Annotated in this window: 28 protein-coding genes; 20 read left to right on the top strand and 8 right to left on the bottom strand. The window is 70.9% G+C overall.

The window, feature by feature from the left end; all coding sequences use genetic code 11:
* The first annotated feature begins 281 nt into the window (after positions 1 to 281).
* The 6 genes from ABZT18_RS27845 (at position 282) to ABZT18_RS27870 (ending at position 5,291) form a co-directional block, all read left to right on the top strand.
* Positions 282 to 566 carry a GlsB/YeaQ/YmgE family stress response membrane protein gene (locus tag ABZT18_RS27845; RefSeq protein WP_354857968.1) on the top strand — a complete coding sequence of 95 codons (285 nt, stop codon included), beginning with the start codon at positions 282 to 284 and terminating at the stop codon, positions 564 to 566.
* 403 nt (positions 567 to 969) lie between these two features.
* The gene (locus tag ABZT18_RS27850; RefSeq protein WP_179780540.1) at positions 970 to 1,254 is read left to right on the top strand and encodes a GlsB/YeaQ/YmgE family stress response membrane protein; all 285 of its coding nucleotides are present in this window, start codon (positions 970 to 972) and stop codon (positions 1,252 to 1,254) included.
* A 233-nt stretch (positions 1,255 to 1,487) separates the two neighbouring features.
* The gene (locus tag ABZT18_RS27855) at positions 1,488 to 2,774 is read left to right on the top strand and encodes a sugar ABC transporter substrate-binding protein (RefSeq protein ID WP_354997196.1); all 1,287 of its coding nucleotides are present in this window, start codon (positions 1,488 to 1,490) and stop codon (positions 2,772 to 2,774) included.
* The gene (locus ABZT18_RS27860; RefSeq protein ID WP_354997195.1) at positions 2,771 to 3,757 is read left to right on the top strand and encodes a sugar ABC transporter permease; all 987 of its coding nucleotides are present in this window, start codon (positions 2,771 to 2,773) and stop codon (positions 3,755 to 3,757) included. Before ABZT18_RS27855 ends, ABZT18_RS27860 begins: the two co-directional genes overlap by 4 nt.
* Complete coding sequence (locus tag ABZT18_RS27865; RefSeq protein ID WP_354997194.1) at positions 3,754 to 4,584, top strand: carbohydrate ABC transporter permease; 831 nt, start codon at positions 3,754 to 3,756, stop codon at positions 4,582 to 4,584. Before ABZT18_RS27860 ends, ABZT18_RS27865 begins: the two co-directional genes overlap by 4 nt.
* Before the next feature lie 71 nt (positions 4,585 to 4,655).
* Positions 4,656 to 5,291: an MOSC domain-containing protein gene (locus tag ABZT18_RS27870; protein WP_355252853.1), complete on the top strand. Its 636-nt coding sequence runs from the start codon at positions 4,656 to 4,658 to the stop codon at positions 5,289 to 5,291.
* 57 nt (positions 5,292 to 5,348) lie between these two features.
* Here the strand turns inward: ABZT18_RS27870 and ABZT18_RS27875 are convergent, their stop codons facing one another.
* The 4 genes from ABZT18_RS27875 to ABZT18_RS27890 form a co-directional block, all read right to left on the bottom strand.
* Complete coding sequence (locus ABZT18_RS27875; RefSeq protein WP_354997192.1) at positions 5,349 to 6,260, bottom strand: hypothetical protein; 912 nt, start codon at positions 6,258 to 6,260, stop codon at positions 5,349 to 5,351.
* A gap of 150 nt (positions 6,261 to 6,410) precedes the next feature.
* Positions 6,411 to 7,313 (bottom strand): phytanoyl-CoA dioxygenase family protein, encoded by a 903-nt coding sequence (locus tag ABZT18_RS27880; RefSeq protein WP_354997191.1) that lies wholly within the window; start codon positions 7,311 to 7,313, stop codon positions 6,411 to 6,413.
* A 221-nt stretch (positions 7,314 to 7,534) separates the two neighbouring features.
* Positions 7,535 to 8,389 (bottom strand): hypothetical protein, encoded by an 855-nt coding sequence (locus ABZT18_RS27885; protein ID WP_354997190.1) that lies wholly within the window; start codon positions 8,387 to 8,389, stop codon positions 7,535 to 7,537.
* 179 nt (positions 8,390 to 8,568) lie between these two features.
* Positions 8,569 to 9,378, bottom strand: a complete 810-nt coding sequence (locus ABZT18_RS27890) for an enoyl-CoA hydratase-related protein (protein WP_354997189.1) — start codon at positions 9,376 to 9,378, stop codon at positions 8,569 to 8,571.
* Positions 9,379 to 9,397: 19 nt separating this feature from the next.
* Between ABZT18_RS27890 and hemW the strand changes: the two genes are divergently transcribed.
* A complete protein-coding gene (hemW, locus tag ABZT18_RS27895; protein WP_354997242.1) occupies positions 9,398 to 10,621 on the top strand; it encodes a radical SAM family heme chaperone HemW in 1,224 nt (407 codons plus the stop codon).
* A 55-nt stretch (positions 10,622 to 10,676) separates the two neighbouring features.
* On the opposite strand, the gene ABZT18_RS27900 is transcribed toward hemW, so the two are convergent.
* Positions 10,677 to 11,303 carry a DUF4870 domain-containing protein gene (locus tag ABZT18_RS27900; protein ID WP_354997188.1) on the bottom strand — a complete coding sequence of 209 codons (627 nt, stop codon included), beginning with the start codon at positions 11,301 to 11,303 and terminating at the stop codon, positions 10,677 to 10,679.
* A gap of 225 nt (positions 11,304 to 11,528) precedes the next feature.
* Here ABZT18_RS27900 and hrcA point away from each other — a divergent pair, with 225 nt between their 5' ends.
* From hrcA to ABZT18_RS27915, 3 genes are all read left to right on the top strand, one after another.
* Positions 11,529 to 12,551, top strand: a complete 1,023-nt coding sequence (gene hrcA, locus ABZT18_RS27905) for a heat-inducible transcriptional repressor HrcA (RefSeq protein ID WP_355252856.1) — start codon at positions 11,529 to 11,531, stop codon at positions 12,549 to 12,551.
* 73 nt (positions 12,552 to 12,624) lie between these two features.
* A complete protein-coding gene (dnaJ, locus tag ABZT18_RS27910; RefSeq protein ID WP_172862226.1) occupies positions 12,625 to 13,770 on the top strand; it encodes a molecular chaperone DnaJ in 1,146 nt (381 codons plus the stop codon).
* Position 13,771: 1 nt separating this feature from the next.
* Positions 13,772 to 14,506 carry a 16S rRNA (uracil(1498)-N(3))-methyltransferase gene (locus tag ABZT18_RS27915; protein ID WP_355252859.1) on the top strand — a complete coding sequence of 245 codons (735 nt, stop codon included), beginning with the start codon at positions 13,772 to 13,774 and terminating at the stop codon, positions 14,504 to 14,506.
* A 229-nt stretch (positions 14,507 to 14,735) separates the two neighbouring features.
* On the opposite strand, the gene ppk2 is transcribed toward ABZT18_RS27915, so the two are convergent.
* The gene (gene ppk2, locus ABZT18_RS27920; protein ID WP_355252862.1) at positions 14,736 to 15,647 is read right to left on the bottom strand and encodes a polyphosphate kinase 2; all 912 of its coding nucleotides are present in this window, start codon (positions 15,645 to 15,647) and stop codon (positions 14,736 to 14,738) included.
* A 72-nt stretch (positions 15,648 to 15,719) separates the two neighbouring features.
* Positions 15,720 to 16,481 (bottom strand): SDR family oxidoreductase, encoded by a 762-nt coding sequence (locus ABZT18_RS27925; RefSeq protein ID WP_355252865.1) that lies wholly within the window; start codon positions 16,479 to 16,481, stop codon positions 15,720 to 15,722.
* 144 nt (positions 16,482 to 16,625) lie between these two features.
* Here ABZT18_RS27925 and ABZT18_RS27930 point away from each other — a divergent pair, with 144 nt between their 5' ends.
* From ABZT18_RS27930 to ABZT18_RS27965, 8 genes are all read left to right on the top strand, one after another.
* Entirely contained in the window at positions 16,626 to 16,985 is a 360-nt protein-coding gene (locus ABZT18_RS27930) for a histidine triad nucleotide-binding protein (RefSeq protein ID WP_354997183.1), read from the top strand.
* Positions 16,982 to 18,379 (top strand): serine hydrolase domain-containing protein, encoded by a 1,398-nt coding sequence (locus tag ABZT18_RS27935; RefSeq protein ID WP_355252868.1) that lies wholly within the window; start codon positions 16,982 to 16,984, stop codon positions 18,377 to 18,379. The genes ABZT18_RS27930 and ABZT18_RS27935 overlap by 4 nt, the downstream gene beginning before the upstream one ends.
* A gap of 132 nt (positions 18,380 to 18,511) precedes the next feature.
* The gene (locus tag ABZT18_RS27940; RefSeq protein WP_354997181.1) at positions 18,512 to 19,570 is read left to right on the top strand and encodes a PhoH family protein; all 1,059 of its coding nucleotides are present in this window, start codon (positions 18,512 to 18,514) and stop codon (positions 19,568 to 19,570) included.
* Between the two features lie 15 nt (positions 19,571 to 19,585).
* Entirely contained in the window at positions 19,586 to 20,059 is a 474-nt protein-coding gene (gene ybeY / locus ABZT18_RS27945; protein ID WP_354997180.1) for an rRNA maturation RNase YbeY, read from the top strand.
* Positions 20,035 to 21,459: a hemolysin family protein gene (locus tag ABZT18_RS27950; RefSeq protein ID WP_354997241.1), complete on the top strand. Its 1,425-nt coding sequence runs from the start codon at positions 20,035 to 20,037 to the stop codon at positions 21,457 to 21,459. Before ybeY ends, ABZT18_RS27950 begins: the two co-directional genes overlap by 25 nt.
* Positions 21,452 to 21,838 carry a cytidine deaminase gene (locus tag ABZT18_RS27955; RefSeq protein WP_354997179.1) on the top strand — a complete coding sequence of 129 codons (387 nt, stop codon included), beginning with the start codon at positions 21,452 to 21,454 and terminating at the stop codon, positions 21,836 to 21,838. Before ABZT18_RS27950 ends, ABZT18_RS27955 begins: the two co-directional genes overlap by 8 nt.
* Positions 21,835 to 22,740: a GTPase Era gene (gene era, locus ABZT18_RS27960; RefSeq protein ID WP_354997178.1), complete on the top strand. Its 906-nt coding sequence runs from the start codon at positions 21,835 to 21,837 to the stop codon at positions 22,738 to 22,740. The genes ABZT18_RS27955 and era overlap by 4 nt, the downstream gene beginning before the upstream one ends.
* Before the next feature lie 155 nt (positions 22,741 to 22,895).
* A complete protein-coding gene (locus tag ABZT18_RS27965) occupies positions 22,896 to 24,053 on the top strand; it encodes an acyltransferase (protein ID WP_354997177.1) in 1,158 nt (385 codons plus the stop codon).
* Here ABZT18_RS27965 and ABZT18_RS27970 read toward each other — a convergent pair.
* A complete protein-coding gene (locus ABZT18_RS27970) occupies positions 24,040 to 24,846 on the bottom strand; it encodes a DUF4097 family beta strand repeat-containing protein (RefSeq protein ID WP_354997176.1) in 807 nt (268 codons plus the stop codon). The two genes, ABZT18_RS27965 and ABZT18_RS27970, sit on opposite strands and share 14 nt — an antisense overlap.
* Positions 24,847 to 24,948: 102 nt before the next feature.
* On the opposite strand from ABZT18_RS27970, the gene recO reads away from it, so the two are divergent.
* The gene (gene recO, locus ABZT18_RS27975) at positions 24,949 to 25,815 is read left to right on the top strand and encodes a DNA repair protein RecO (RefSeq protein WP_354997175.1); all 867 of its coding nucleotides are present in this window, start codon (positions 24,949 to 24,951) and stop codon (positions 25,813 to 25,815) included.
* Positions 25,816 to 25,819: 4 nt separating this feature from the next.
* Positions 25,820 to 26,632: an isoprenyl transferase gene (locus ABZT18_RS27980; protein ID WP_355252871.1), complete on the top strand. Its 813-nt coding sequence runs from the start codon at positions 25,820 to 25,822 to the stop codon at positions 26,630 to 26,632.
* The last annotated feature ends 258 nt before the right edge of the window (positions 26,633 to 26,890 follow it).

A 26,890-nucleotide genomic window follows, 5' to 3' on the forward strand; every position in this document is an offset into this window, starting at 1 on the left:
CCTGCCCGGCGTCTCTGCGTGCCTGCGTGCCCGCCTGCCCGGCGTGGCCGGCTTGGCGGGAGAAAATTTTCTGGGCGTTGTTGTCGGGCCGACGATCCGACGAGATGGGCTTCTACCTGTGTGGACGCGCTCCCACGCCAACCGACGCATCCGTTGGGCATTGACGCCCGGCGTTTTCATCTGCAGTGAGTCGGTTTGGTTTTTCCGCGGGTCGGGCACTTAGCGGTCACGACAGGAAGCACACACATCGTGTGTCGGACATTCTTTGAAGGAGGGCGACCGTGGAACTCACCGTGTGGGGCATCATCACCGCCATCGTTGTTGGTCTCATCGTCGGCGCGCTCGGCCGCCTGGTCGTTCCGGGCCGGCAGAACATGCCGATCTGGCTGCACATGCTGATCGGTATCGGCGCGGCCCTGCTGGGCACCGTGCTGGCCCGGGCCATCGGCATCGCCACCGAGACGAACGGCGTCGACTGGGGCGAGCTGCTGGTGCAGGTCGTGCTGGCCGCGATCGCGGTCGCGCTGGTGGCCGGTGTGGGTGGCCGCCGCCGCGTCACCCGGTAACGCAGGCGCCACCCCGTACAACCGCACCTTTCCGATGGGCGCCCGACCGACAGGTCGGGCGCCCATCGGCGTTCTCCCCGGCGCGACGTCGGGCGCGCGGCGTCGCTGTGCGGCCTCGCCAGACGACCGGGTGGGCGTGATCGACTCCAGATCGCCGATGTCGCGGTATCCCGTGGCGGTGATACCCCGACATCGGCGATGTTGAGTCGATCATCACCCGCGCGGCCGGCCCGGCCTGGCGATCCCCTGCTGGCCCGCGGGGGCCGGGGGAACACGCCCGTGTATGCCTGATCGTGATCCTCTGGGCCGCAAAGTCGGTTTGGATTTTCGCCGGGTCGGGCACTTAGCGGTCACGACAGGAAGCACACAACGTGTGTCAGACATTCTTTGAAGGAGGGTGACCGTGGAGCTCACCGTGTGGGGCATCATCACCGCGATCGTTGTTGGTCTCATCGTCGGGGCCCTGGGCCGCCTGGTCGTTCCGGGCCGGCAGAACATGCCGATCTGGCTGCACCTGCTGATCGGTGTCGGCGCGGCCCTGCTGGGCACGGTGCTGGCGCGGGCCATCGGCATCGCGACCGAGACCAACGGGGTCGACTGGGGCGAGCTGCTGGTGCAGGTCGTGGTGGCCGCGATCGCGGTCGCGCTGGTGGCCGGCGTGGGTCGCCGCCGCAGCGTCACCCGATAACGACCCGGCATCACCTGGCGAGACAGCATTACTGGAAAAAGCGCCCGGCCATCGGCCGGGCGCTTTTTCGTGCTGAAGTGCCCGACTTCGGCCCGAGGCCACAGCGTCTCTCGTCGGCCCTCTGCGGTACCGTCGCCACGCTTCGGCCAGCCCGCCCACTGTCGTAAAGGAATTCTCCGTACTAGGGTGCGGCGGAGAAGGTTAGTTCCAGGCGGCGCGAGGGGAGAAGTGGCGTGAACAGGTGGAAGCGGCTGGCCCCGGTCACCGCCATGGTGGCCTCGGCCGCGATGGTGCTGACCGGCTGTGGAGGCTCCGGTGACGACGCTGCCGACGACAGCAAGCTCACGGTCTGGATGATGGGCGAAGGCGGCGACGCGCAGAACGCCTTCCTCGACTCCGTCGAGACCGAGTTCCGGCAGAAGCATCCCGACACCGACGTGGTGGTGCAGTACATTCCCTGGCTCGAGGCGCCCAAGAAGTTCCAGGCCGCGCTCGCCGGCGGTGCGGGGCCGGACATCACCGAGCTGGGCAACACCGAGACCCAGGGCTGGGCGGCCCAGGAGGCGCTCGCCGACGTGAGCGGGCGGATGGGCGGCTGGACCGACGGCAAGGACCTGCTGCCCGACCTGGTCCGCAACGCGCAGCTCGACGGCAAGCAGTACGGCGTGCCCTGGTACGCCGGCGTGCGTGCCGTCTACTACCGCACCGACTGGTTCGCCGAGGCCGGTGTGCAGCCCCCGAAGACCTGGGACGACCTGGTCAGCGTCGCCAAGACCGTGCAGGCGAAGAAGCCGGGCACCTACGGCATCGCGCTGCCGGGCAACTCCGAGCTGCCCTTCTACTCCTTCCTCTGGGGCGCCGGCGGCGAGATCGCCAGCAACCAGGGCGGCACCTGGAAGTCCGGCTACAACACGCCCGAGGCGCAGCGGGCCGTCAAGTTCTGGACCGACCTGGTGACCGTCCACAAGGTGGCCCCGCCGGCGGCGGCCGGCTGGAACGAGATCGACGCCCGCACCCAGTTCGCCACCGGCAAGGCCGCGATGGCCTTCGCCGGCAGCTGGCAGCAGGGTGCCATCAAGAAGGACAACCCCGAGATCGAGAAGGTCTGGGGTACGTTCCCGATCCCCGGCCCCGACGGCAAGGCGGCACCCGGTTTCGCCGGTGGCTCGGACGTGGCGATCTGGAAGGACAGCGAGCGCCAGGACCTGGCCTGGGACTACCTGACCGTGCTGCTGAACAAGAAGAACTCGCAGAGCTTTGCCAGCAGCCTCGGCTTCTTCCCGGTCTACCAGGACCTGGTCGCCGGTGACACGTACGCCAACGACAAGGTGATGGCGGCGTTCGCCACCACCATGCAGAACACCAAGCTCACGCCGCTCACCCCGAAGTGGGTGGAGGTCAGCCGGACGAAGACGGTGACCCAGGCGATGAACAGCTCGGTCATGAAGGGTCAGAAGACGGTCGAGAAGGCTACCGCCGATGCGGCCGGTGAAATGGAAAGCATTTTGAACAGCAAGTGAGTTCCCTGACAAAAACCTCGGAAACGGCCGCCGCGCGGGAGACCCCCGCGCGGCGGCGTCGCCCGGTGGACCGCCTGCCCTACCTGCTGCTCCTGCCAGCACTGGTGGTCATCGGGGTGTTGCTGCTCTGGCCGCTCGGCCAGGTGGTGTGGATGTCCTTCTACCGGCTGAACAGCGTCCGGCAGTTGCGCGGCGACCGGGAGTGGCCCTGGGTGGGGCTGGGCAACTACACCGAGATCCTCTCCGACCCGTTCTTCCTGACCGTGCTGCGCAACACGGTCCTGTTCGCCGCGGCGAACGTGCTGCTCACGATGGTCCTCGGCACCCTGGTCGGGCTGCTGCTCAATCGGCTCGGTCGCAAGATGGCCACCTTCGTGGCCAGCTGCGTGATGCTCGCCTGGGCCACCCCGGCGTTGACCGGCACGATCGTCTGGAAGTGGATTTTCGACGACACGAGCGGCCTGGTCACCTGGCTGTTCAACGCGCTGCCGGACGGCCTCTCCAACGGCCTGTTCGGCCGCAGTGACTGGACCGGCTACGGCTGGTTCAATTCGCCGCTGCTCTTCTTCGCCATCCTCACCCTGGTGGTGGTCTGGCACTCGTTCCCGTTCATCGCGGTGAGCGTGCTCGCCGGCCTCAAGAGCGTGCCGAGCGAGTTGCACGAGGCGGCCCGGGTGGACGGCGCGAGCCCGTGGCGGGTCTTCTGGAAGATCACCTTCCCGCTGCTGCGCCCGGTCTTCGGGATTCTGATCGTGCTCTCCACCATCTGGGACTTCAAAGTCTTCACCCAGCAGTTCGTGCTGGCCGGCGGCACCCAGGACCGGCCGACGTTCATGCTCTCCATCTACTCCTACGCGGAGGCTTTCTCGCCGCCGCCGAAGTACGGCCTCGGTGCGGCCATCGCGGTGATCCTCACGCTGATCCTGCTCATGGTCACCGGCTTCTACGTACGGATGGTGCTCAGGCAGGAGGACGAGTCGTGAAGAAGGTCGCCCTCAACGCCGCCGGGCTGCTGGTCGCGCTCTTCGCGGCGTTCCCGGTCTACTGGATGATCTCCACCTCGTTGAAGCCGAGCAGCGAGATCTTCTCGTCCACCCCGCAGCCGGTGCCAGCTCACCCGACGCTGGCGCACTACCGGGAGATCCTGACCGGCAACCTGATCCCCGGCGTGAGCTTCTTCGACTTCTTTCTGAACAGCGCGCTGGTCGCGGTCTCGACGGTGGTGCTCAGTGGTCTGGTGGCCCTGCTCGCCGCGACGGCGGTGGCCCGGTTCCGGTTCAAGCTGCGGACGAGCTTCCTGATCATGCTGCTGGTGGTGCAGATGATCCCGCTGGAGGCGTTGGTCATCCCGCTGTTCCTGATGATCCAGCGGCTCGGGCTCTACAACACCCTGCCCAGCCTGATCCTCACGTACCTTGGCTTCTCGTTGCCGTTCGCGGTCTGGATGCTGCGTGGCTTCGTCGCCGCCGTGCCCAAGGAGTTGGAGGAGGCGGCGGCCATCGACGGGGCCAGCCGTGCCCAGACCTTCCGCCTGATCCTCTTCCCGCTGGTCGCACCCGGTCTGGTGGCCACCAGCATCTTCTCCTTCATCACCGCGTGGAACGAGCTGATCTTCGCGTTGACGTTCATCAACGACCAGGGTCGCTACACCCTGCCGGTGGCGATGACCTTCTTCTTCGGCCGGGACGACACCAACTGGGGGCCGGTGATGGCCGCCTCCACCCTGTTCACCCTGCCGGTCATCATCTTCTTCCTGCTGGTGCAGCGCCGCATGGTCTCCGGCCTGGTAGCCGGCGCCGTCAAGGGCTGACGGCCGCACGCGTTACGGATCGACGATCTTGGTGGCGCCCGACCCCGTCGGCCCCCGCTAGGCTGATCACCATGACGGGCAGGGTGGCAGCGGTGAACCTCGGCGTGGTGACCGAGGCGGAGTGGGCCGGCGACGCGAGCGGTCGCAGCGGCATCGACAAGCGGCCGGTGGACGCGCCGGTGCTGTTCCGTGTCGACGGAGTGGTTGGCGACTTCATCGGCGAGCGAGCCCACCACGGCGGCGAGGACCAGGCGGTCTACGCCTACGCGGAGGAGGACGCCGCCTGGTGGGCGACCGAACTGGGGCGCGACATCAGGCCCGGCGGCTTCGGCGAGAACCTCACCACGTACGCGGTCGACCTGACCGACGCGGTGATCGGTGAGCAGTGGCAGATCGGGTCCGCCCTGCTCCAGGTGACCAAGCCGAGAACGCCGTGCACCACCTTCGCCGGCTTCTGGGGCGTACCAGACCTGATCAAGCGGTTCACCGCCCGGGCGCTGCCCGGCGCCTACCTGCGGGTGCTCCGCGAGGGGGAGGTGGGTGCGGGTGACCCGGTCGAGGTGGTGGACCGGCCCGCACACGGGGTGACCATCGGCGAGGTGTTCCGGGCGACCAGCCTGGAGCCGGAGTTGCTGCCCCGGCTGCTGGAGGCATCCGACCTGCCCGAGTCGATCCGCGAAAAGGTCCGCCGCCGGCTCGAGCGCTGACGAGCGCCGAGCGGGCGTACCGGCGGGGTCGGCCGGTGCCAGTCACCGACCCGGCGCTCACCGCACCAGGACGTCCTCGATGTGGGCGGTGGTGCCGCCCCAGGCGGCCAGCGTGAGCTTCCCGCAACCGGCGCTCTCCGTCTCGGCGAACTCGCCGGCCGGGATCCCGTCCACCCGCACGGAGTAGGTCGAACCCCGCGCCGAGACCACGACGTGGCGGGTCTGCCGCAGGTCGGCGACCGGATATGAACCGCCGCCGACCCCACCGACGCCCGGTGTCGGCAGGGACGAGAACTTGGCGATGAAGGACCCGTCGGAGTCCAGGTAGAGGATGATCGCGTCGCCGGTCGCCTGGTCGTTGTCGAGGTCACCGCGGGGAAGTACGGCCAGCCCGTAGTAGTCGACCGTGCCGGCACCGAGTCGAACGTCGAACTCGACCGTGCCGTCGCACACCATGTGGTCCTTGAGGTAGGCGCCCCACTGGCTGTCGATGCTGTCTGGCGTGTCGATCCGCAGCGCTGTTCCCTCGGCGACCAGGGTGAACGCCCCGTGTGTTCCGCCGAAGCGCTGGAAGCTGCTCGCGGCGACATACGGCGACCGTGGCGGCTTGCTCTTGCCGCTGGTCCCCTGCTGGCCGGCGCTCGATCTCGTGGCGGAGCCCGGAGTCGTCTTCGGGCTGGTCGGCTGCCGGACCGACGCGGTCGGCGTGGGCGTGGCGCTCGCGGAGGCCGGCGCCGCCACGGTGGGGATCTGCGCCGGCATGGCCGTGGGGTCGCCCTGGGGCGGCGTGGGCTGCCCGGCCGGCAGGCGGCCCTCCAGGAACGTGAAGACCGACGCCGCCACGAGGAGCAACGCGAAGATGCCGACCACCCATCGCCCGGTCAGCTTCCGCGGTGGTGTGATCCAGTTGCCGACGACGCCGAGTGCCACTCCGAGAATAAGCAACGTCAGGGCGATGCCGTCCGTCATGCGGCACAGGGTACGGCCTGCCCGGTCCGGTGCCCTTCAACTGTCGGCTACCCGAATCACCCCTCCAGCGGCACCGTTGGCGACCGTCCGGATACGAGCGGAGGGGCCCCTGCCATGCCGAAGGCGATGACAGGGGCCCCTCCGGGCGGATCAGCGGAGCCAGGGGATGTTGCGGTCCAGCAGACCGCGCTCCTTGAGCTCCTTGCGCAGCGGGATCTCGTCGTCGACGTACCCGTCCCAGTTGATGCCCCAGTAGTTGGCCGTGTGGGTGCCCTCACCGATCAGCTGACGCTGCACCGGGGTGCGGTTGCGGTACCACTCGCCGTTCACGTCGGGGTGCAGCTCGTCCAGCGGACGGATCCACCGGTAGGTGTAGCCGACGAAGAGCATCTTGCGGGTGATGGTCGACAGGTTCGTCGACCGCGAGTGCCACTGCCGGCGGTCGAAGATGAAGGCGTCGCCCGGGTTGGCGGTGATCTCCACCGTGCCCTCCGGGTCCGGGTTGTGCACGCTGAGGTCCTTGGGCCGGGGCAGCGAGTTCAACAGGTGGCTGCCCGGGATGACCTTGGTGGCGCCGCGGCCGGTCTCGGAGAGGTCCGACAGCACGTACGCGACCTTCAGCGAGAACATCGGCCGGGGCAGGTTCGGGTCCATCGTCTCCGGGTCGGAGTTCTGCCGGTACCCGTCCTGGTGCCAACCCCAGTACGGCTTCTCCGGCTCGGCGGCCGGCGGGGTGACGTCCAGGTGGTTGTGGTGGGTGTAGATGTTCCAGCCGGCCAGCCCCCACATGTACGGGAAGGCGATCGGGTGGGTGAGCAGTTGGCCGAAGAGCTCGTCGCGCTCCAGGAAGCCCAGCAGGTGCAGGGTGCCGTCCTTCTTGGTGGTGCCCTTTGCCTGCTCCTCCGCGTAGACGCGGTCGACCGCCGCCTCCAGCGCCGCCCGGTGGTCCTCCGTCAGGACGTTGCGCAGCAGGAGGAAGCCCTGCTCGTGGAACTCCTTGCGGTCAATGTCGCTGATCGGCTCGTAACCGGTCCGGTCGCCGTAATCGAACACCGCGTCGTACCCCTCCCCATGAGGTGAAACCTTTTCTGGCACAGGCCGCCGATCGTAACGCGATGGCCTTGGCATCGGGGAGGGCGTGTCGAGCGAGTGGGGCCGAGTGGGACCCCGCGCAGCGGGGGAACTACGGTGAGTGAGACTTCCGTGATCAATAGAGGTCTTTACGGAAGATTGTCCGATTGTGCGGTGACTGCCGGTTAAGAGATCCGGGTCGGTCAACCCTCGTTGAACACCTCGGCCACCACCTGACCGGCGGAGCTCTGCTGGCCGGTGACCCGACCCCAGGTGCCGTCCCTCGCGGTCCACTCCAGGTCGCCGAAGCTGACGCGCTTCACCCCGTGGTCCTGGGCGTGTGAAACCAGCCAGTGCGCGTACCGCCAGCCGTCGCGCTGGTCGCCCGGAGTCACCGCCAGCCCGGTCGGGTCGGTGGGGTCGGTCCCCTTCAGGCCCCAGTCCAGCACCAGGTTGCGGGTCAGCTGCGCGGCCGCCGCCGCACCGTGCATCGCCGGGGTACGCCCCACCGTGCACGCGACCGCGCCGGTGGCGTCACCCATCAGGGCCCTGCTGAGCACCTCGGAGTCGTCGGCCCACTTCTGGTACGCCTCAGGGAAGGCCGAGCGCTGCACCCGCTGTGCGGCGTCGGTGACCCGCATCTTCTCCCAGCCGCGCACCTTCTTGAGCGCCGCGTAGAACCGATTGGCCGCGTAGCGCGGGTCACGGATCTGGGCCGGGGTGCCCCAACCCTGGCTCGGTCGCTGCTGGAACAGGCCGACCGAGTCACGGTCGCCGTCGGCGAGGTTGCGCAGCCCGGACTCCTGGTAGGCGGTGGCCAGCGCGACCACCACGGCCCGCTCGGGCATTCCACGCCGTGCCCCGATCGCCGCGATGGTCGCCGCGTTGGCCATCTGGTCGGCGTCCAGCGCGACCCGGCCGTCGGCCTGCACGGTGCACTTCCGTGCTGCCAGCGGCAACTGGAGGCGGTCACCGACCTGCCGTACGACGAGCCAGATCGCGATCACGGCGACGAGGATGAGCACCACTCCACCCGCCACGGCTGCCCGAGTTCGCACTCACACCCCCAGATCGACAGTCAGACAAGCGTACGTCCCCACCCGACCCCTCCGGGCCGTCCGAGCGGTTCGGGGCCGGGTTGGCCGGCTCCGAGCGGTTCGGGGTCGGCTCCGCTGTCGCGTACCGGTTGGCGACGTTCCCGTTCCGGCCGCGATCTCACCCTGGTGGAGGCCCCGGCCTAGCCGGAATGATCGCCGGAACCTCCGTCACGAGCGGGCACCCATTGAGCCAGTCGCTTCTCGCGGAAGGCCATGACGCCCTCACGCCCCTCGTCAGAGAGGAAATAGCCGGTCGACAGAGCGGCCAGCCGGGCCAGCTCGCCCCGTAGCTCGGCGGTGCCCGGCCGGCGCAGCAACTCCTTCGCGCCGGCCAGCGCGCCGGGCCCGCCCCGTACCAGCGAGTCGCAGTAGCGCTGCACCGCCGCGTCCAGCTCGTCCGCCGGCACGGCGGCGGTGACCAGGCCGATCTCGGCGGCCCGCCGCCCGTCGAACGTGTCCCCGGTCAGGTACAGCTCGGCGGCGGCGCGCGGGTTCAGCCGGGGCAGCACGGTCGCCGAGATCACCGCCGGGATCACCCCGATCCGCACCTCGGTGAAGGCGAACGTCGCCTCATCGGCGCAGACCGCCAGGTCGGCGGCGGCGATCAGGCCCAACCCACCGGCCCGCGCCGGCCCCGCCACCCGGGCCAGCACCGGCTTCGGGCACTCCCAGAGCACGGCGAGCACGTCGCTCAGCATTCCGGCCGGCACCGTCCCGCTGGCGTACGCCATGGCGGTCTCTTTCAGGTCCGCACCCGAGCAGAAGACCGGGCCGGTGTGGTCGAGCACGATCACTCGGACCGCCTCGTCGGCGACCGCGTCGCCCAGCCCGGCCAGCAGCTGGGTCATGAGGGCGGTGGAGAGCGCGTTGCGGTTGTGTGGGCTGTCCAGGGTGAGGGTGGTCACCCCGCGGGCCGTGGCGACGCGCACGAGGACGTCGGGAGAGGTCATGCCGGGCACACTAGTGGCCATGCCCGGCGTCCTTCCAGAAGGTGAGACCGTCCCCGTCGACGGATCGCTGCCCGCCACCGCCACCGCGGCGGTCGGCGCGCGCGGCTTCGGCGTGTACGTGCACGTGCCGTTCTGCGCGAGCCGCTGCGGCTACTGCGACTTCAACACCTACACGGCGGCCGAGCTGGGCGGTGGCGCCAGCCGCGAGGGGTACGCCGACACCGTGCTGGCCGAGCTGGCACTCGCCGCCCGGGTGCTCGGCGACAGCCCACCGCCCCGGGTCGACACGGTCTTCGTCGGCGGTGGCACGCCCACCCTGCTCCCCGCCGACGACCTGGCCCGCATCCTCGACGGCATCGACCGCACCTGGGGGCTGGCCGCCGACGCCGAGGTGACCACCGAGGCCAACCCGGAATCGGTCACCCCGGAATCGTTGAAGCTGCTGCGAGCCGCCGGCTACACCCGGATCTCGCTGGGCATGCAGTCCGCCTCCCCGGGGGTGCTGGCGATCCTGGACCGCAAACACAGCGCCGGCCGTGCCACCGCCGCCGCCCTGGAGGCGCGCGACGCCGGGTTCGAGCACGTCAACCTGGACCTGATCTACGGGACACCGGGGGAGCGGGCCGAGGACTTCGCCGCCTCGCTGGACCAGGTCGTGGCCGCCGGGGTGGACCACGTCAGCGCGTACGCCCTGATCGTCGAGGACGGCACCCGGCTCGCCGCCCGGATGCGGCGCGGCGAGCTGGCGTACCCCAGTGACGACGTCGCCGCGGACCGCTACCTGGCCGCGGAGGCCGCCCTCGACGCGGCCGGCCTGTCCTGGTACGAGGTCTCCAACTGGGCCCGCACCGACGAGGCCCGGTGCCGGCACAACCTGCTCTACTGGACCGGCGCGGACTGGTGGGGGCTGGGGCCGGGGGCACACAGCCACGTCGGCGGGGTGCGCTGGTGGAACGTCAAGCACCCCTCGGCGTACGCCCAGCGGCTCGCCGCGGGAGCGTCACCCGGCCTGGCCCGGGAGGTGCTCACCGTCGACGAGGCGCACATGGAGGACGTGATGCTCCGGCTGCGGCTCGCCAGCGGCCTGCCGCTGGCGGTGCTCGACGCCCCTGGCCGGGCGGGCGCCGAACGGGCGCTGGCCGACGGCCTGCTGGCCGCACCGGAGTACGCGGCCGGCCGGGCGGTGCTCACCCTGCGCGGCCGGCTGCTCGCCGACGCGGTCGTGCGCGACCTGCTGCCCTGAGCGGGCGCGCCGGTAGCGGTACTGCGGGCCGGCCGGGGGAGCGGCCGGCCCGGGGTCACTTGATGAAGCTGGCCGACATCGGGTACCGGTAGGGGGTGCCCTCGTTGGCCTTCATGCCGGCGATGATCCCGAACAGGATCTGGATCACGACGACGGCGATGCTGGGCAGGAAGAGCAGGCACCAGCTCACGAAGAGCAGCACGAACGCGATGATCGACCAGAGGATCTGGAAGTTCAGGGCGGCCAGGGCGTGCGCCCGGACGGTCGGCGACTGGTTGCCGCGGGCCAGGAAGGCGATGAGCGGGGCGACGAAACCCAGCGGACCAAAGCTGATCAGCGCGCCGGCGGCGCCGCCGAAGTGCGCGACCAGGGCCCAGGTCTTGTCCTCATTGTTGGCGTAGCCGCCGCCGGGGCCGCCGTAGGCACCACCGGGCGGATAACCCCCGGGCGGGGGAAAGCCGCCGGGCGGAGGGTAGCCACCCGCCGGAGGGTAGCCACCTGACGGCGGTTGGTCACCGGTGGGCGGCGGATAGCCACCGGCCGGGGGATAGCCGCCCGGGCCGGGTGCCCCGGACAGTGGTGCGGTGGGCGGCTCGGCCGACGGGAACGAGCCCGGGGAGGTCGGCTCCGGCGGGTAGTTGCCGGGGTCACCCGCTCCGGGAGGGCGCGGAGGTTCAGTCATGGGTGTCACGGTAGGGGCCTGTGGCAACGCCGCACCAGAGCGACACCGCCCGGCAGTGTGGGCCGATCGGCCCAGCGGGGTGGCGGGGGCCGCACCGATGGACCGTCGTTGATCATCGCGCTGGCGGGTACGCCGACGTAGACTGGCACTCGCTACAGTCGAGTGCCAGGACGGCCCGGCCGGGCCACGGTGCCGGCGGCCGACGTGTGACAGGAGGTGCGGAGGATGGGTCTCGACGACCGGAAACTGGCCGTGCTCCGCGCGATCGTCGAGGACTACGTCTCCACCCAGGAGCCGGTCGGCAGCAAGGCGTTGGTCGAGCGGCACCAGCTCGGGGTCTCCCCGGCCACGGTCCGCAACGACATGGCCGTGCTGGAGGAGGAGGGCTACATCCGGCAGCCGCACACCAGTGCCGGCCGGGTGCCCACCGATCGTGGCTACCGGCTATTCGTCGACCGGCTGTCCAGGGTCAAGCCGCTCAGCCCGGCCGAGCGCCGCGCCATCGAGCGCTTCCTGGTCGGCGCGGTCGACCTCGACGACGTGGTGCACCGCACGGTGCGGCTGCTCGCTCAGCTGACCCGGCAGGTGGCTGTCGTGCAGTACCCGAGCCTGGCCCGCTCCTCGGTGCGTCACCTGGAGCTGGTGCCGATCTCCACCACCCGGTTGATGCTCGTCATGATCGCTGACACTGGGCGTGTGGAGCAGCGGCTGGTGGAGCTGCCCGGCCCGGTGCCCGCCGAGAACGTCACCGATCTGCGTCGGCTGGTCAACGAAAAGCTCACCGGCGCCCGGCTGTCCGATACGCCGCCGCTGGTGCAGACGCTGGTCGAGGAGGCGCCTACCGAGCTGCGTCCGACGATGACCACCCTCGCCACGGTGTTGCTGGAGACGCTGGTCGAGCGGCACGAGGAACGGATCGCGCTGGCCGGCACCGCCAACCTCACCCGGGGCGGCCTGCTCGACTTCCAGGGCTCCCTGCGGCCGATCCTCGAAGCACTGGAGGAGGAGGTCGTGCTCCTCAAGCTCATCGGCGAGACCGAGCCGAGCACGACCCGGGTGCTGATCGGCGACGAGAACGAGTTCGACAACCTGCGCGCCGCCTCGGTGGTCAGCACCGGGTACGGCCCGGGCGCCACCATCGTGGGCGGCCTGGGGGTGCTGGGGCCCACCCGGATGGACTACCCCGGCAACATCGCCACGGTGCGCGCCGTGGCACGCTACGTGGGCGAGTTGCTGGCCCAGAACTGACAGTCAGGGCCGACGGCCGGCTGCTGCCGCCGGATCGGCGCAACGCGAGACGAACATGAGGACACGGAACGCAGTGGCCAGGGACTACTACGGCATTCTCGGTGTGAGCCGGGAAGCCTCCGATGACGAGATCAAGCGCGCCTACCGCAAGCTGGCGCGCCAGTTCCACCCGGACGTCAATCCGGACCCGGAGGCTCAGGAGAAGTTCAAGGACATCAACGCCGCGTACGAGGTCCTCTCGGACGACCGGAAGCGGCAGATCGTCGACCTGGGTGGTGACCCGCTCGCCCCCGGCGGCGGCGGTGCCGGAGGCCCGGGTGGCCCCGGCGGAGCCGGCCCGTTCGTCGGTTTCCAGGACATCATGGACGCGTTCTTCGGCGGCGCGGCGGGTGGCGCCCGTGGCCCCCGTCCGCGTACCCGGCCGGGCGCCGACGCGATCCTGCGGCTCGAGCTCGACCTGCACGAGACGGCGTTCGGCGTCGAGGCGCCGATCACCGTCGACACCGCGGTCCTCTGCACCACCTGCTCCGGCGCCGGCACCGCCGCCGGCACGCACCTGGCGACCTGCGAGGCGTGCGCCGGGCGTGGCGAGGTGCAGTCCGTGCAGCGCACCTTCCTCGGCCAGGTGGTCTCCGCCCGGCCGTGCACCGTGTGCCAGGGCTACGGCACGACCATCCCGCACCCCTGCCCCACCTGCGCCGGCGACGGCCGGGTGCGCACCCGCCGCTCGCTGACCGTCAAGATCCCGGCCGGCGTCGAGGACGGCATGCGGATCCGGCTCGCCCAGCAGGGCGAGGTGGGCCCGGGTGGCGGCACCGCCGGTGATCTCTACGTGGAGATCCACGAGCGGCCGCACGACGTGTACTCCCGCAAGGGCGACGACCTGCACTGCCGTGTCACCGTGCCGATGACCGCGGCGGCGCTCGGCACCCGGCTGACCATCAAGACCCTGGACAGCGAGGAGACCGTCGACGTCAAGGCCGGCACCCAGCCGGCCAGCACCCTGCGGCTGCGCGCCCGGGGTGTGCCGCACCTGCGCGGCACCGGCCGGGGCGACCTCTACGTGCACCTGGACGTCCGGACGCCGACCAAGCTCGACCCGGACCAGGAGAAGATGCTGCGCGACTTCGCCAAGACCCGCGGTGAGGAGGTCGCCGAGCTGTCCAAACAGGGCGGCTTCTTCTCCCGGATGCGCGACGCGTTCAACGGGCACGCCTGAGGTGTCCGCGCCGCTGTTCCTGGTCGATGCGCTGCCCACCGGCGACGCGCTGACCCTGGACGGCCCGGAGGGGCACCACGCGGCGACCGTGCAGCGGCTGCGGGTCGGCGAGGAGTTGCTGCTCGCCGACGGCCGGGGTGGCACGGCCGCCGCCGTGGTCACCGCCGTCGGCAGGGGCAGCCTGGACCTCACCGTCACCTCCCGGGGGTACGCGGACGCGCCCGTACCCCGGCTGGTGACCGTGCAGGGCATCGCCAAGGGCGACCGGGGTGAACTGGCCGTGCAGGCGATGACCGAGGTCGGAGTCGACGAGATCGTGCCCTGGGCGGCCGCCCGCTCGGTGACCCAGTGGCGCGGCGACCGGGGCGTACGCGCCCGGGAAAAGTGGGTGGCCACCGCTCGGGAGGCCGCCAAGCAGGCCCGCCGCCCCTGGTTGCCGGTGGTGGCCGGTGCGCCGGACGAGTCCACCGCGACGGTGGCCCGCCGGATCGCTGGTGCCGCCGCCGGGTTCGTGCTGCACGAGGAGGCCGACGAGCGGCTGACCACGGCCGAGCTGCCGGCCGTCGGTGAGATCGTCCTGGTGGTCGGCCCGGAGGGTGGCATCGCCCCGGCCGAGTTGACCGCCTTCCGGGAGGCCGGCGGGCGACCGGTCCGGCTCGGCCCGGCCGTTCTGCGCACCTCCACCGCCGGCGTGGCGGCGCTCGCGGTGCTCTCCACGCGACTGCGCCGCTGGTAACCCCCGCCCCCTACGCCCGCGCCCCCTACGCCCGCGCCCCCTACGCCCGCGCCCCCGGTGCCCTGGGCGCCGTCGATCTAGGGCAAATTGTTGCTGGGGGAGATCGACTAGCAGCGATATGCCCTAGATCGACGCAGCGCAGCGCAGCGCAGCGCGCGGCGGGGCGGCGCGGGGCGGCGCGGGGCAGCGCGGGCGTAGGGGGCGCGGGGCGGGGCGGGCGGCGGGGCTGTTAGGGGCGGGGGAAGACGGGGACCATGTCCTCTTCCGGGCCCAGGTCCAGGCCCGCTGGGCCGATGATCAGCGGATCGGGCGTGCCGACCACCGCGAGGTCCTTGCCGGCGTAGTCGAAGCGGTGCAGCACGTGTCGCATCGCCTCGATCCGGGCCCGCTTCTTGTCGTTGCTCTTCACCACCGTCCACGGCGCGTCGGCCGTGTCGGTCCAGAAGAACATCGCCTCCTTGGCCTCGGTGTACTCGTCCCACCGGTCGAGCGAGGCGATGTCCATCGGGGACAGCTTCCACTGCCTGACCGGGTCGACCTGGCGGATCGCGAACCGGGTGCGCTGCTCGTTCTGTGAGACGGAGAACCAGAACTTGACCAGCCGGATGCCCGAGCGCACCAGCATCCGTTCCAGCTCCGGGGCCTGACGCAGGAACTCCAGGTATTCCTTACGGCTGCAGAAGCCCATTACCCGCTCCACACCGGCCCGGTTGTACCACGAGCGGTCGAACAGCACGATCTCACCGGCCGCCGGCAGGTGCGCCATCCACCGCTGGAAGTACCACTGGCCGGCTTCCCGCTCGTCCGGCTTGGCGAGCGCCACCACCGAGGCGCCGCGCGGGTTGAGGTGCTCCATGAAGCGTTTGATGGTGCCGCCCTTGCCGGCCGCGTCCCGGCCCTCGAAGACGATCACCAATCGCTCGCCGGACTCCTTGATCCAGTCCTGGAGCTTGAGGAGCTCGATCTGGAGCATCCGTTTGTCGCGGTCGTACTCGTCACGGTCCATCCGCTCGTCGTACGGGTAATCGTCGCGCCAGGTGTCGACGGGTGTGCCGTCGGGACGTAACAGGACGGGGTCGTCGTCGTGGTCGTCGGCCACCTGGTAGTCAGCGGTGAGGTCGAGCAGCGCGGGGTCGGCCATGTTGGTGGGACTTACCCGCCCGGGTACCGCCAGCCACCTCCCTGGCCGGGTGAATTAGTGGCCTTGCCGACGTCAGCTGCGCAGGTAGGAGGCGCCGTTGAGGTCGACGATGGTGCCGGAGGCCCACTCGGCCTCCGGTGACGCCAGCCAGTGCACGGCGGCGGCGATCTCCTCCGGCCGGGCCACCCGGTCGAACGGGCTCTGCGCCCGGATGGCCGCGCCCTGCTCGCCGCGCAGGTGCTCGGTCGTCATGTCGGTCGCCACGTAACCCGGTGCGACGGTGGCGACCGTGATCCCGTACGGCGCGAGCGCCACGGCGAGGGACTGGCCCAGCGCGTTCAGCCCCGCCTTGCTGGCACCGTACGCAGGCTGGTCCGGCTCGCCGCGGAACGCGCCACGGGACGAGACGTTGACGATGCGCCCACCGCGGTCCCGCATGTGCTGGGCAGCGCACCAGGTGACGTTGCCGGCCCCGGTCAGGTTGGTCTCCAGCACCTGCCGCCAGCGCTTCTGCCACTGTTCATAGGACGCGCCGAAGATCGGGTGCGGGTCGTCCCGGTCGCCGTACGTCCCGGCGTTGTTGACCAGCACGTCCAGCCCGCCGAGCAGTTCGGCGGCCTCGTCGACCATGGCCCGGACCGCGTCCGGATCAGTGAGGTCGGCGCGGACCACCACGTGCCCGGCGCCGGGCAGTTGCGCGCGCAGCCCCTCGGCCGCGTCGGCGGAGTCGCGGTGGTGGATCGCCACCCGGTCGCCGCTGGCCGCGAACGCTGTCGCCACGGCGCGGCCGATCCCGCGCGAGGCCCCGGTCACGAGTACTGCCCGATCCGTCATGGCGGCCATCCTGCCCCAGCCGACACCGTTGTCAGGAAGGGCCCTTCCCTCTACCGCAGGCGTTGACAAGGGACCCCTGTGAACAGGCCGGCGGCGCGTGCTGGGCCGGAGCGCCCCCGACCCGTTAGTCCTTACACTGCCCCGATGGGATCCGACTGCCTGTTCTGCCGCATCGTCGCCGGGGAGATCCCGGCCACCGTGGTCCGGGAGACCGCCACCACGCTCGCCTTCCGTGACATCAGCCCGAAGGCGCCGGTGCACGTCCTGGTCATTCCGAAGGAGCACTACGTCGACGTGGCCACCCTCGCCCAGGGTGACCCGGCGCTGGCCGCGGACGTGCTGGCGACGTCCGCCGCGGTGGCCGAGGACGAGGGTCTGCTCGGCGACGGTTTCCGGCTGATGTTCAACACCGGGGCGTACGGCGGGCAGGAGGTGTTCCACGTGCACGCGCATCTGCTCGGTGGCACGCCGCTCGGCCCGATGCTCGCCCGGGACCTGGCGTGAGTGCTGAGCCGACGACCACCCGTGCCGTGGACGAGCGGTTGGGCCGGCTGGTCCGGCGGGTGCAGGCCGACGGCCGGGTGCCGGCGGTGTCGGCGGCGCTGCACCGGGCCGACCGACCGCTCTGGAACCTCAGTGTCGGCGAGACCGGCACCGACAGCCCGCTGGGGCCGCGTACGCAGTTCCGGATCGGCTCGGTCACCAAGACCTTCACCGCGGTGCTCGCCCTCCAGTGCCGCGACGACGGGCTGCTGGACCTGGACGACCCGGTGGGCCGGCACCTGGATCTCCCCGCACACGGCGAGCTGACCATCCGCCGACTGCTGTCGCACACCGGCGGCCTGCAACGTGAACCGTTCGGCGACGTCTGGGACACCCTTCGCCCACCGGACGCCGACCAACTGCTCGCGGAGCTGAACCGGGCCGAGCGGGTGCTGCCGACCGCTCGCCGGTTCCACTACTCGAACCTGGGCATGGCCGTACTCGGTCAACTGGTCGCCCGGCTGCGCGGTGGCAGTTGGGCGCGGGTGCTCGCCGAGCGGGTGCTCACGCCACTGGGGCTCACCGACACCGCCGTGACCCCTCGGCCGGCGGCGGCCACCGGCTTCCTGGTCGACGCGTACTCCGACGAGGCGCATCCGGAGCCGCCGACCGACTTCGGTGCGGTCGGCCCGGCTGCCCAGCTCTGGAGCACAGCGACGGACATGGCCCGCTGGGCGGCGTTCCTGGCCGACCCGGAGGCGCTCGACCCGGCCGGCGCGGTGCTCACTCCGGGCACCCTGGACGAGATGCGCTGGCCCCTGACCACCACGGACGAGACGCTCTGGGGTGCCGGCTTCGGGCTGGGGCTGATCCTGATTCCGCAGGGCGAGCGGGTGATGCACGTGGGGCACGACGGGGCGATGCCCGGTTTCCTCGCCGCGGTGTACGGCCGGCGGGGAGGCGACGGCACGGCCGGCGCGATGGGCGCCGCGGTGCTCGGCTCGTCCGGTACGGCGGCCGAACTGTTCGACCTGCCGCACCGGCTGCTCGCCGCGGCGGTCGAGCACGACCCGGCCGAGATCGAGCCATGGCGGCCCGGCGCACCCGCACCGGCGGCCCTGCGGGGTGTGCTCGGCCGCTGGTGGGGCGAGGGTTTCGAGTACGTCTTCTCCTGGCACGACGGCACCCTGCGGGCGCGTGGGGCCGGTGACCCGGCAGGACGCCCGCCGGCGATCTTCACCGCTCTGCCGGACCAGCCGGACGTGTTCCGCGTGGTCTCCGGTCGGGAGGCCGGTGAGCTGCTGCGGCTGACCCGGGACGAGGCCGGCGCCGTGGTCGGGATGCACTGGGCGACGTACCGGTTCACCCGTCACCAGGAGACCTTCGACCGGTACGACTTCCGGGCCGGGAGCTGATCGCGGCCAGCGGAAATGGGCGCGATGCGGCCCGCGTTGAACCGATACGATGGGTGTAACGTCCGCACGCCGTGCCAGCAGGGCCGGCGCCGAGATCGAGAGCAGGTGGCGCAGGGCCCTTCGGCCCGACCTATGACCGGCACCCCACCTCCCGGCCCGCCCCGGGTGCAGACCAGGATCACCGTGCCCGACTCGAAGATCATGGTCAATCTGCTCGGCGCAGGCGACGAGATCCTACGACTCGTCGAACGCTCGGTCAGCAGTGACGTGCACGTCCGCGGCAACGAGATCACCATCACCGGTGACCCCGCGGACAACGCCCTCGCCGAGCGGGTCTTCAGTGAGCTGCTCGAACTCATCGAGAAAGGCGAGACCCTGACCACTGACGCCGTCCGGCGTACCGTCGGCATGCTCGAGCAGGGCAGCGCCGAGCGGCCCGCCGAGGTTCTGACCCTCAACATCCTCTCCCGCCGCGGGCGCACCATCCGCCCCAAGACGCTCGGGCAGAAGCGGTACGTCGACGCGATCGACTCGAACACCATCGTCTTCGGCATCGGCCCCGCCGGCACCGGTAAGACCTACCTGGCGATGGCGAAGGCCGTCCAGGCGTTGCAGGCCAAGCAGGTCAACCGGATCATCCTGACCCGGCCGGCGGTGGAGGCGGGTGAGCGACTGGGCTTCCTGCCCGGCACGCTCAACGAGAAGATCGACCCGTACCTGCGCCCGCTCTACGACGCGCTGCACGACATGCTCGACCCGGAGACCATCCCGAAGCTGATGGCCGCCGGAACGATCGAGGTCGCGCCACTGGCGTACATGAGGGGCAGGACGCTGAATGACGCGTTCATCATCCTGGACGAGGCGCAGAACACGACGCCCGAGCAGATGAAGATGTTCCTCACCCGGCTCGGCTTCAACTCCAAGATCGTCGTGACCGGTGACGTCACCCAGGTGGACCTTCCCGGTGGGACGAGCAGCGGGCTGCGCGTTGTCCGGGAGATCCTGGACAACGTCCAGGACGTGCACTTCTCCGAGTTGTCCAGCTCCGACGTGGTCCGCCACCAACTGGTCGGGCAGATCGTCGACGCGTACGCCCGCTGGGACGCCGAGCGGGAAAATCAGCAGGCGCAGGGCGTTCACGCCGTGCCCGGGCGACCCGCCCAGGGTGGCCGTGCCGGCCGCCGCCGCTAAAGCAGAGGAAAGCTGTTGTCCATCGAGATCGCCAATGAGTCCGGTGTTGAGGTCGACACTGACGCCGTGCTCGCCGTCGCCCGGCACGCCCTCGACGAGATGGGGGTCAACCCCCTCGCCGAGTTGTCCGTGCTGTTGGTCGACATCGACTACATGACCGAGCTGAACCACCGCTGGATGGGTGGCGACGGCCCGACCGACGTGCTCGCGTTCCCCATGGACGAGGGGAGCGTCGACCACGGCCCGGGCGAGTCCGCACCGGCCGGCGGCGAGCCGGCCCTACTCGGCGACATCGTGCTCTGCCCCGAGGTCGCGGCAAAGCAGGCGGTGACCGCCGAGCACGCGCCGGCCGACGAGCTGCACCTGCTCACCGTGCACGGGGTGCTGCACCTGCTCGGCTATGACCACGCCGAGCCGGAGGAGGAGCGGGAGATGTTCGCGCTCCAGGCCCGGCTGCTGGCGAGCTGGCGGTCGACCCGTACCCCGTGATGTCTACTCCTCCGTTACTCGCGGCCGGCCCCACCGCCGGCCTTCCCGACCTCCAGCTGATCTTCTTCGCGGCCGGCCTGGTGGTGTTGGCCGGTCTGATCGCGATGACCGAGGCGGCGCTCGCCGCGGTCTCGCCAGCCCGAGCCGCCGAGCTCACCCGCGACGGCGTGCGCGGCGCCCGCACCCTCCAGGTCGTGGCCGGTGACGTGGTCCGGCACCTCAACCTCCTTCTGCTGTTGCGGCTGCTCGCCGAGCTGACCGCCACCACACTGGTGGCGCTGGTCGCGGTGGACAGCTTCGGCGCCGGCTGGCGGGCCGCGCTGGTGACCGCCGGCGCGATGACCGTGGTCAGCTTCGTGGTGGTCGGCGTCGCTCCGCGCACCATCGGCCGGCAGCACGCGTACGCCGTGGGTCGTGCTGTGGCGCCGCTGGTGCGCTGGCTGGGCCGGGCGCTCAACCCGCTCGCGTCGCTGCTGATCCTGATCGGCAACGCGGTCACACCGGGGCGTGGCTTCCGAGAGGGGCCGTTCGCCACCCAGGTGGAGTTGCGTGAGCTGGTCGACCTGGCCGAGCAGCGTGGCGTGGTCGAGCATGGCGAGCGTCAGATGATCCACTCGGTCTTCGCGCTCGGTGACACCATCGCCCGCGAGGTGATGGTGCCGCGTACGGAGATGGTGTGGATCGAGGAGGGCAAGACGCTCGCGCAGGCGCTGGCGCTCTTCCTGCGTTCCGGTTTCTCCCGCATTCCGGTGATCGGCGAGAGCGTCGACGACGTGCTGGGCGTGCTCTACCTCAAGGACCTGATCCGGCGCTCCCGCGGCGGTGATCCGGAGGCCGAGCAGTTGCCGGTGGCCGAGCTGATGCGCCAGGCGACCTTCGTACCGGAGTCCAAGCCGGTCGACGACCTGCTGTCGGAGATGCAGGCGGCCCGCAACCACCTGGTCATCGTGGTCGACGAGTACGGCGGCACCGGTGGTCTGGTCACCATCGAGGACATCCTGGAGGAAATCGTCGGTGAGATCACCGACGAGTACGATGTCGAACGCCCGCCCGTCGAACGTCTGGCGGACTCCTCGGTGCGGGTGACCGCCCGCCTGCCGGTGGAGAATCTGGGCGAGATGTTCGACACCGATCTGCCCACCGACGAGGTGGAGACGGTCGGTGGCCTGCTCGCCCAGTCGCTGGGGCGGGTGCCGATCCCCGGCGCCGAGGCCGAGGTCGCTGGCCTCCGGCTGGTCGCCGAGGGCACCACCGGCCGGCGCAACCGGATCGACACCGTCCTGGTCAGCCGGGTGGAGTCGGGCCATGAGCAGGACACCGCGGGGCGCGGCGAGCACGCCGGCCCCGGGGACGACACGGACAACTATCGAGACGACGAGAGGCAATCTGCCGATGCCTGACACACCCGCCGCGCCCGCCGCCCGGCCCGCACCCACCGCACCGGCCCCGCTGAGTGCCGAGGACGGCAAGCTCGTCGTCCTGGCCCGGGGAGCCCGCGGACGGGTCGGCGCAGTGGAGGGCGCCGCGGTCCGGGATCAGGACGGCCGGACGTACGCGGCGGCCAGTGTCGCGCTGCCCTCGCTGACTCTCACCGCGTTGCAGCTGGCGGTCGCGTCGGCCGTGGCGGCCGGTGCGAGCCGGTTGGAGGCCGCGGTGGTGGTGACCGAGGCGTCGACGCTGGACGGCGCCGGGCACGCCGCGGTGCGTGACCTCGCGGTGGACGCGCCCATCCACGTGGCCGCTCCGGACGGCACGGTCCTCGGCACGGTGACCCAGTGAGCCCCGTGCAGGACCCGGAGGCGCGGCCGTACCGGGCCGGGTTCGGCTGCTTCGTCGGCCGGCCCAACGCCGGCAAGTCGACGCTGACCAACGCCATCGTCGGCACCAAGATCGCGATCACCTCGAACAAGCCGCAGACCACGCGGCACGTCATCCGGGCCGTGCTGCACCGGCCGGAGTCGCAGCTGGTTCTGGTCGACACGCCGGGCCTGCACCGCCCCCGTACGCTGCTCGGCGAGCGCCTCAACGACCTGGTCCGGTCCACCTGGACGGAGGTCGACGTGATCGGCCTGTGCATCCCGGCCGACGAGCCGGTCGGGCGCGGTGACCGGTTCATCACCGGCGAGTTGGCCGAGTTGAAGGCGACCGTCCTGGCGGTGGTCACCAAGACCGACCTGGTGGACAAGCGTCGCCTGGCGGAGCAGCTGCTCGCGGTCAGCAAGATGGGCGAGTTCGCCGAGATCGTGCCGGTGAGCGCGGTCTCCGGGCACCAGGTGGACACGCTGGTCGACGTGATGACCGGCTACCTGCCGCCGTCGCCACAGCTCTATCCGGACGACATGCTGACCGACGATCCCGAGCAGGTGCTGGTCGCGGAGCTGATCCGGGAGGCCGCCCTGGAGGGGGTCCGGGACGAGCTGCCGCACTCCATCGCGGTGATCGTGGAGGAGATGATCCCCGAGGGTCAGGTCATGAAGATCTACGCCGACCTGTACGTGGAACGGCCCAGCCAGAAGGCGATCGTGCTAGGTCACAAGGCGAGCCGGCTCAAGGAGGTTGGCACCAACGCCCGCCGGCAGATCGAGGAGTTGCTCGGCACCCGGGTCTATCTCGACCTGCACGTGCGGGTCGCGAAGGACTGGCAGCGCGACCCCAAGCAGTTGCGCAAGCTGGGCTTCTGACCCACCGCGCCGAGGCGGCTGTGTGGCCGTCGCATGATCACATTCGGTCGGGCAGATGGGAAGATTCACCTTCGGTCGGGGTCGCGGTCGTTTGGTGTGAGCGACGCGCAGGGTAGGGAGGGTATGCCCCGCGTCCCCAACCCAGATGCAGGCTGATGCGCAACAGGTATCTCGATCTGCTCCGTTTCCTGGCCATCGTCCGAGTAATCGTCTACCACGTCACCGGGTGGGCGACCCTCACCCTCGTCTTCCCTGCCATGTCGGTGATGTTCGCGTTGGCCGGTTCGTTGATGGCCGCGTCGCTGACCCGCTCCGGGCCGGTGGCGGTCGGGCGTCGGCTGCGTCGGCTACTGCCGTCGCTGTGGGTGCTCGCGGCGGTCTTCGTGCCGGCCATGCTGCTCACCGGGTTGCCGTTGACCCCCCGGGTGCTGCTGTGGCTGTTCCCGATCGCCGACCCGCCGGCCAACCACTGGGGTGCCCTGGCGCTGAGCATCATCTGGTACCTGCGCGACTACCTCTGGTTCGTGCTCGCCTCACCTGTCGCGTTCTGGCTGTTCCGGCGTGCCCCGCTGCTCACTCTGCTCGCCCCGTACCTCCTGCTGGTGGCGATCGAGGTGGGGATCTACCCGGCGCCGCCGGTGCTGCGCGAGTTCGGGCTCTATTTCGGCGCGTGGATGCTGGGCTTCGCCCACCAGGCCGGGATGCTGCGCCGGCTCTCCGGCCGGGTGCTGTACCCGTTGGCGCTCGCACTCGCGGTGGGCGGCGGCGCCTGGCTCGTCGGGCATCCCGGCCCACGCGGGTACGACCTCAACGACAACCACCTGGGCAACGCCCTCTGGTCGGCTGCGTTCATCCTGATCGTGCTGGGTCGGGCGCCGTCCGGGTTGGCCTGGCTGGGCCGAAGCCGACTGGCGGACCGGGCGGTGACCGTGGTCAACCGGCGGGCGCTCACCATCTACCTCTGGCACATGCCGTTCGTGGTGGCGCTCACTCCGCTGGTCGACGTGGTGGGTTGGTCCCATCAGGACCCGGTGGGGTTGGCCATCCGGGTGTTGCTGGTCTTCGCGCTGGTCGGGCTGGTCACCCTGGCCGTCGGCTGGGTCGAGGACGTCGCCGCCCGCCGCCGCCCGGAGTTGATCCCCGGCGGCCCGGTGCGGTCCACCGAGCCGGCCAACCGGTCCGACACCGAGCGGCGCGGCCGTCCCGACAAGGAGCCGCTGGGCGAGCCGCCCGGGTCCACCGTCGGGCGGGCGGTGGTGCCGGCGCAGCGGGCGCCCGCCGCGGTGGCCAACAGCGACGTCAGCGCTGGCTGATCGTGACGTTGCCGCTGCCGGCCGAGCCGTCGAGCACGTCGGTCGCGGTGGGGTCGTCCGTGACGGTGATCCGCGCGTCGCCGGAACCGGTGCTGGAGCGCACCTTGTACCTGCCCGCCGGCACCAGCATCGTGACATCGCCGCTGGAGGCGTGTGCCCGGGCCGAGGCGGGCTTGTCCAGCTCGACGGTGACATTGCCCGAGCCGGCCTCGGCGTCGACCGCGCCGCCCAGTCGACGCGCGGTGACATCCCCGGACCCGGCGCGCAGGCGGACCGCCCCGCTGGCCTCGCTCACCTCGATGTTGCCGGAGCCGGTCTCGACACCCACCGCTCCGGAGGCCCCGCTGATCCGTACGTCGCCAGAGCCCAGCCGCAGATCCACCGCGCCGACCCGGCTCAGCTCGACGTCGCCGGAGCCGGACTCGCCCTGTAGCGTCACGCCCTCCGGCACGGCCACCTCGTAGGAGATGCTGCACCGGTCGCCGCAGTCGGTGTCCAGCACCAGCTCACTGCCCTTGATCTCGTACCGGGCGTCGGGTTGACCGCCCTGGTAGCGCACCACCCGCTTGATGCGCGCCTCGCCGGCCGTGCCGCTGCCCCGGACGATCACGTCCCCCGCACCCGGCAGCACCTTGATGCTGGCGATCTTCACCGCTTCGGTGTCGTCGTAGTCGAGCCGGCGCATGGCCAGGTTGTCGCACCCCGCCAGCAGGATGAGGGTGGTGGCCAGGCCCAGGGCGACGGGGGCGGCGGCGCGACGACGGATAGCGTCGGTGGTCAGGTGCAATGCCATGGCCAGCACGCTACGGCCGGCGACGAGTCGGGCGCATCGGGGTTCGTCCGCGCATCCACCCCGAACCAACCCTGATTTCACACCCCGAGGGAGAATGGCCCGATGGCCGGGTATCGCCGACAGCTCTACCGCGACGACGCGGTGGTGCTGCGTGTGCAGAAGCTCGGCGAGTCCGACCGGATCATCACCCTGCTCACCCGCCGCCACGGCCGGCTGCGCGCGGTGGCCCGGGGAATCCGCCGCACCACCAGCAAGTTCGGCGCCCGGCTGGAGCCGTTCGGTCACGTCGATGTCCAGCTCGCCGGTGACCCGAAGGGCAACCACGGCAGCTCGCTGCACACCGTCAGTCAGGTCGAGGGCATCGACCTGTACGGCAAGCGGTTCCTGGGGGATTATCCGCGCTACACGGCGGCCAGTGCGATCGCCGAGACCGCCGAGCGGCTGACGCCGGTGGAGCGGGAGCCGTCGCTGCGGCTGTTCCAGCTCACCGTGGGCGCGCTGAAGGCGCTGTCCCGAGGCGAGCACGCCACGACCCTGGTGCTCGACGCGTACCTGCTGCGCGGGATGTCTCTCGCGGGCTGGGCGCCGGCCCTGATCGCCTGCGCGGTCTGCGGCACCCCCGGGCGGCACCGGGCGTTCTCCGTGCCGGCCGGCGGCGCGGTCTGCCCGGATTGTCGGCCACCCGGCGCGGCCCACCCCGCGCCGGCCACCATCGACCTGATGTCCGCGCTGACCACCGGCGACTGGGTGGTCGCCGACGCCACCAACTCCGGCGTACGCCGGGAGTGCAGTGGGCTGGTCGCGGCTCACCTGCAGTGGCACCTGGAGCGCGCGCTACGCTCGCTGCCGCTGGTCGACCGGGGTCCCTCGGCGGCCGGCGCGGCCTCGCCGCCGGATGGCACCGGGGCCGTGGTGCTCCGGCCACGTGGCGACGTCGAGGCCGGTGCGGACGGCGCGAACAGGGAGTGACCGAGTGATCCGATCGAAGAAGGCCGGCCGGCGCGAGCCGACGCCGCCGACGCCACACCCGTCCGGTGCCCGGCCGCCGGCGCTGCCCACCGAGACGGTGCCGAGGCACGTGGCGGTGGTGATGGACGGCAACGGTCGCTGGGCCAAGGAGCGTGGGCTGCCCCGCACCAAGGGTCACGAGGCGGGGGAGCACAGCCTCTTCGACACCATCGAGGGCGCGATCGAGATGGGCATCCCGTACCTGTCGGCGTACGCGTTCTCCACGGAGAACTGGCGGCGCTCGCCCGACGAGGTCCGGTTCCTGATGGGGTTCAACCGGGACGTGATCCGTCGTCGCCGCGACCAGTTGGTCGACCTCGGCGTCCGGGTGGTCTGGTCGGGCCGGCCGGGGCGGTTGTGGAAGAGCGTTATCTCCGAGTTGCAGACCGCCGAGGAGATGTCCCGCGACAACTCGACGCTGACCCTGCAGTTCTGCGTCAACTACGGCGGGCAGGCCGAGATTGGCGACGCCGCCGCGGCGATCGCCCGCGACGTGGCGGCCGGCCGGCTGGACCCGGCGAAGGTCACCGAGAAGACCGTGGCGAAGTACCTCTACCACCCGGAGATCCCGGAGGTGGACCTGTTCCTGCGCCCCTCCGGGGAGGAGCGGATCTCCAACTTCCTGCTCTGGCAGGCGGCGTACGCCGAGTTGGTCTTCCTGGACACGCTCTGGCCCGATTTCGATCGCCGTCACCTCTGGTACGCGTGCGAGCTGTACGCGCAGCGGGACCGACGCTTCGGCGGCGCGCTGCCCAACCCGGTCGCCCCGGTGCTCTGAGCCAACGCGCTTATCCTCACGTCACGGTGGGTATCAGAGATGTCAGAAGCCACTGACGGAGGTGAACCCACATGATCCAGAAGCGCATTGCCCAGTGGGCGGTGATGGCGGTCGCGGTGCCACTGGCGGCCGCTGGCGCTCGCCGGCTCAGCCACACCCTGGAGGCGGGGGCGTGTCTTACGAAAAATGGACCACGGGTACGCCGGACGATGACGGACCCACGGTCGCGATCCCGCCGGAGGGACCCCATGCGCACCG

It is taken from the genome of Micromonospora sp. NPDC005291, from assembly GCF_040607415.1.
In the GTDB taxonomy this organism is placed as follows: domain Bacteria; phylum Actinomycetota; class Actinomycetes; order Mycobacteriales; family Micromonosporaceae; genus Micromonospora.

Bases quoted from the DNA above. Each gene is read 5' to 3' on its own strand.
- ABZT18_RS27870 (WP_355252853.1), top strand. From the start codon at position 4,656: ATGACGGGCAGGGTGGCAGCGGTGAACCTCGGCGTGGTGACCGAGGCG.
- ABZT18_RS27875 (WP_354997192.1), bottom strand. From the start codon at position 6,260: ATGACGGACGGCATCGCCCTGACGTTGCTTATTCTCGGAGTGGCACTC.
- ABZT18_RS27890 (WP_354997189.1), bottom strand. From the start codon at position 9,378: ATGACCTCTCCCGACGTCCTCGTGCGCGTCGCCACGGCCCGCGGGGTG.
- hemW (WP_354997242.1), top strand. From the start codon at position 9,398: ATGCCCGGCGTCCTTCCAGAAGGTGAGACCGTCCCCGTCGACGGATCG.
- ABZT18_RS27900 (WP_354997188.1), bottom strand. From the start codon at position 11,303: ATGACTGAACCTCCGCGCCCTCCCGGAGCGGGTGACCCCGGCAACTAC.
- hrcA (WP_355252856.1), top strand. From the start codon at position 11,529: ATGGGTCTCGACGACCGGAAACTGGCCGTGCTCCGCGCGATCGTCGAG.
- ppk2 (WP_355252862.1), bottom strand. From the start codon at position 15,647: ATGGCCGACCCCGCGCTGCTCGACCTCACCGCTGACTACCAGGTGGCC.
- ABZT18_RS27925 (WP_355252865.1), bottom strand. From the start codon at position 16,481: ATGACGGATCGGGCAGTACTCGTGACCGGGGCCTCGCGCGGGATCGGC.
- ABZT18_RS27930 (WP_354997183.1), top strand. From the start codon at position 16,626: ATGGGATCCGACTGCCTGTTCTGCCGCATCGTCGCCGGGGAGATCCCG.
- ABZT18_RS27940 (WP_354997181.1), top strand. From the start codon at position 18,512: ATGACCGGCACCCCACCTCCCGGCCCGCCCCGGGTGCAGACCAGGATC.
- ABZT18_RS27955 (WP_354997179.1), top strand. From the start codon at position 21,452: ATGCCTGACACACCCGCCGCGCCCGCCGCCCGGCCCGCACCCACCGCA.
- ABZT18_RS27965 (WP_354997177.1), top strand. From the start codon at position 22,896: ATGCGCAACAGGTATCTCGATCTGCTCCGTTTCCTGGCCATCGTCCGA.
- ABZT18_RS27970 (WP_354997176.1), bottom strand. From the start codon at position 24,846: ATGGCATTGCACCTGACCACCGACGCTATCCGTCGTCGCGCCGCCGCC.
- recO (WP_354997175.1), top strand. From the start codon at position 24,949: ATGGCCGGGTATCGCCGACAGCTCTACCGCGACGACGCGGTGGTGCTG.